We start from the raw sequence: 3472 nt of genomic DNA, 5'->3' as shown, positions 1-3472 counted from the left end.
TGGTTGCGGGAGCAGGATTTGAACCTGCGACCTTCAGGTTATGAGCCTGACGAGCTACCGGGCTGCTCCATCCCGCGACACTTTAAGTGACCTATCGCTTACGCTACTTGAGGTCTTGTGTTGGTCTAGCGCCTATTCGGCTACTTGAGACCGGGTAGTGTTCTTTTCATCGTGTTTGAGAGACTGTGGGCTTTTACTAGGTTTGGCGGTGACCTACTCTCCCGGGGCTTAAGCCCAAGTACCATTGGCGCGGCAGTGCTTAACTTCCGGGTTCGGGATGGGACCGGGTGTTTCACTTGCGCTATGACCACCAAACCGAGGAAAAGCCCATGTCGACTTTCCTGCGTTGCAGGAAAGCGACGAGGTGGCAGGCAGCGTCTTTTGCTTGCAAAAGGCGCGTTGCCACTCGGTTATATAATCAACCAACATCGCGGCTTGGCGCTGCGACGTTATCCAACTCAAGGTCAGTGTATGCTTTTGGTGATTTGTCTTTCCATTACTGGATCAAATCAAGCCTATCGGGCGATTAGTACCGGTCAACTGAACGCATTACTGCGCTTACATCTCCGGCCTATTGACGTGGTGGTCTTCCACGGCCCTCAGGGAGACCTTGTTTTGAGGGGGGCTTCCCGCTTAGATGCCTTCAGCGGTTATCCTGTCCGATCATAGCTACCCAGCACTGCCGTTGGCACGACAACTGGTCCACCAGTGGATCGTTCACCCCGGTCCTCTCGTACTAGGGGCAACTCCTCTCAAGTCTCCTACACCCACGGCAGATAGGGACCGAACTGTCTCACGACGTTCTAAACCCAGCTCACGTACCTCTTTAAACGGCGAACAGCCGTACCCTTGGGACCTGCTCCAGCCCCAGGATGAGATGAGCCGACATCGAGGTGCCAAACACTGCCGTCGATATGGACTCTTGGGCAGTATCAGCCTGTTATCCCCGGCGTACCTTTTATCCGTTGAGCGATGGCCCTTCCACTCGGGACCACCGGATCACTATGGCCGTCTTTCGACTCTGCTCGACTTGTCAGTCTTGCAGTCAGGCTGGCTTCTGCCATTGCACTCAACGAGCGATTTCCGACCGCTCTGAGCCAACCTTCGCGCGCCTCCGTTACGCTTTAGGAGGCGACCGCCCCAGTCAAACTACCCGCCACGCAGGGTCCCGGATCCGGATAACGGACCGCGGTTAGACATCAAGAGTGCGAAGGGTGGTATCTCAAGGGAGGCTCCACGGATACTTGCGTTTCCGCTTCAAAGCCTACCACCTATCCTGCACATCACAATCCTGATGCCAGTGCGAAGCTGTAGTAAAGGTGCACGGGGTCTTTCCGTCTAACCGCGGGAAGCCTGCATCTTGACAGGCAATTCAATTTCGCTGAGTCGATGTTGGAGACAGCGGGGAAGTCGTTACGCCATTCGTGCAGGTCGGAACTTACCCGACAAGGAATTTCGCTACCTTAGGACCGTTATAGTTACGGCCGCCGTTTACCTGGGCTTCAATTCAAGGCTCTCACCTCTCCTTTTAACCTTCAGGCACCGGGCAGGCGTCAGACCCTATACGTCGTCTTGCGACTTCGCAGAGCCCTGTGTTTTTAATAAACAGTCGCCACCCCCTGGTTTGTGCCCCCAGCCCCTAGTTGCCTAGGAACCGGGCCTCCTTCTCGCGAACTTACGGAGGTATTTTGCCGAGTTCCTTCAACATCGTTCTCTCAAGCGCCTTGGTATGCTCTACCAGTCCACCTGTGTCGGTTTAGGGTACGGTCTGATGGAGGGCTATTTCCAGGAACCACTCAGCAGCCCAATCAATCCGATAAGATTGAACTACACCTGTGATCCGTCACATCCTCCTGGCCTAGGAATATTAACCTAGTTCCCATCGCCTACGCCTTTCGGCCTCGGCTTAGGGGCCGGCTTACCCTGCTCAGATTAGCTTTAAGCAGGAACCCTTGGACTTTCGGCGAGAGTGTCTCTCACACTCTTTGTCGCTACTCATGTCATCATTCTCACTAGTGATCTCTCCACCGGATGGCTCACGCCCCGGCTTCATCGAAAGCTCCAAATATCCTCCAAGGCGATCCGAAGATCGCTAAAGAGGATAGGAACTATGTCACACTACGCTCTGCTACCGATGCTTACGCATCCCTAGACTTCGGCTCATGGCTTGAGCCCCGTTACATCTTCGCCGCAGGACAACTTATTTAGACCAGTGAGCTGTTACGCTATCTTTAAAGGATGGCTGCTTCTAAGCCAACCTCCTGGTTGTTTTGGTCGTCCCACCTGCTTTCCCACTTAGCCATGAATTGGGGGCCTTAGTCGTAGGTCAGGGTTGTTTCCCTCTCCACTACGGACGTTAGCATCCGCAGTGTGTCTGCCATCTAGTACTCCCGGGTATTCGGAGTTTGGTTAGGATCAGTAAGCCTGTGGGGCCCCATTACCCATCCAGTGCTCTACCCCCCGGGGTATTCGGATGACGCTCTACCTAAATAGATTTCGCAGAGAACCAGCTATCTCCGAGTTTGATTGGCCTTTCACCCCTAGGCACAGCTCATCCCGATCCTTTTCAACGGATGTGGGTTCGGTCCTCCAGTAAGTGTTACCTTACCTTCAACCTGGCCATGCCTAGATCACTCGGTTTCGGGTCTGATCCCACGAACTCATTCGCCCTATTAAGACTCGCTTTCGCTACGCCTACACCTAACGGCTTAAGCTTGCTCGTGAGACCAAGTCGATGACCCATTATACAAAAGGTACGCCGTCAGATCTCGAGGATCCTCCGACTGATTGTAGGCGTTCGGTTTCAGGTACTGTTTCACTCCCCTCGTCGGGGTGCTTTTCACCTTTCCCTCACGGTACTGGTTCGCTATCGGTCAGCAAGGAGTACTTAGCCTTCGAAGGTGGTCCTCCGATCTTCAGACAGAATTTCACGTGTTCCGCCCTACTTAATACGTCCATCAAAGCTTCCTATACGGGGCTGTCACCCGCTATGGCCACGCTTCCCAACGTGTTCTAGTCACTTATCTGGCTCGGCTGGTCCCCGTTCGCTCGCCGCTACTAGGGGAGTATCAATTGATTTCCTTTCCTCCGGGTACTTAGATGTTTCAGTTCCCCGGGTTTGCTCTTAAAACCCTATGTATTCAGGTCTTAAGTACCTGTTTAAACCCCATATTGAGTATCAAAGATAACAATATGAAGCTTTCAGGTGGGTTGCCCCATTCAGAGATCCATGGATCAAAGCTTATTCTCAGCTCCCCATGGCTTATCGCAGAGTATCACGTCTTTCATCGCCTCTTGCTGCCAAGGCATTCACCAAACGCCCTTCTCGCGCTTGATTTGATCCAGAAAGAGAAAGACAGACGTCCTTCACGGCAGACCCAGCTGGTAACTAAAGGCCGCCTCTGTTTCTGAACCAAAAGCATACTTTCCCGCCTTCTATCCTGGAACCCATGCTGCCGATGTCGGTCGGCCC

Annotated in this window: 1 tRNA gene and 2 rRNA genes; all 3 read right to left on the bottom strand. The window is 53.3% G+C overall.

Features of this window, described 5'->3' with window-relative positions:
* Window positions 1-77: transfer RNA gene (locus tag ACR0AW_RS21110), tRNA-Met, on the bottom strand.
* Window positions 78-200: 123 nt separating this feature from the next.
* A 5S ribosomal RNA gene (rrf, locus tag ACR0AW_RS21105) occupies window positions 201-315 on the bottom strand.
* Between the two features lie 190 nt (window positions 316-505).
* Window positions 506-3337 (bottom strand): 23S ribosomal RNA (locus ACR0AW_RS21100).
* Between the last annotated feature and the right edge of the window lie 135 nt (window positions 3338-3472).

The sequence above is a fragment of the Ruegeria sp. C5 genome (genome assembly GCF_056537605.1).
This window is presented reverse-complemented; position numbering and strand designations above follow the sequence as displayed.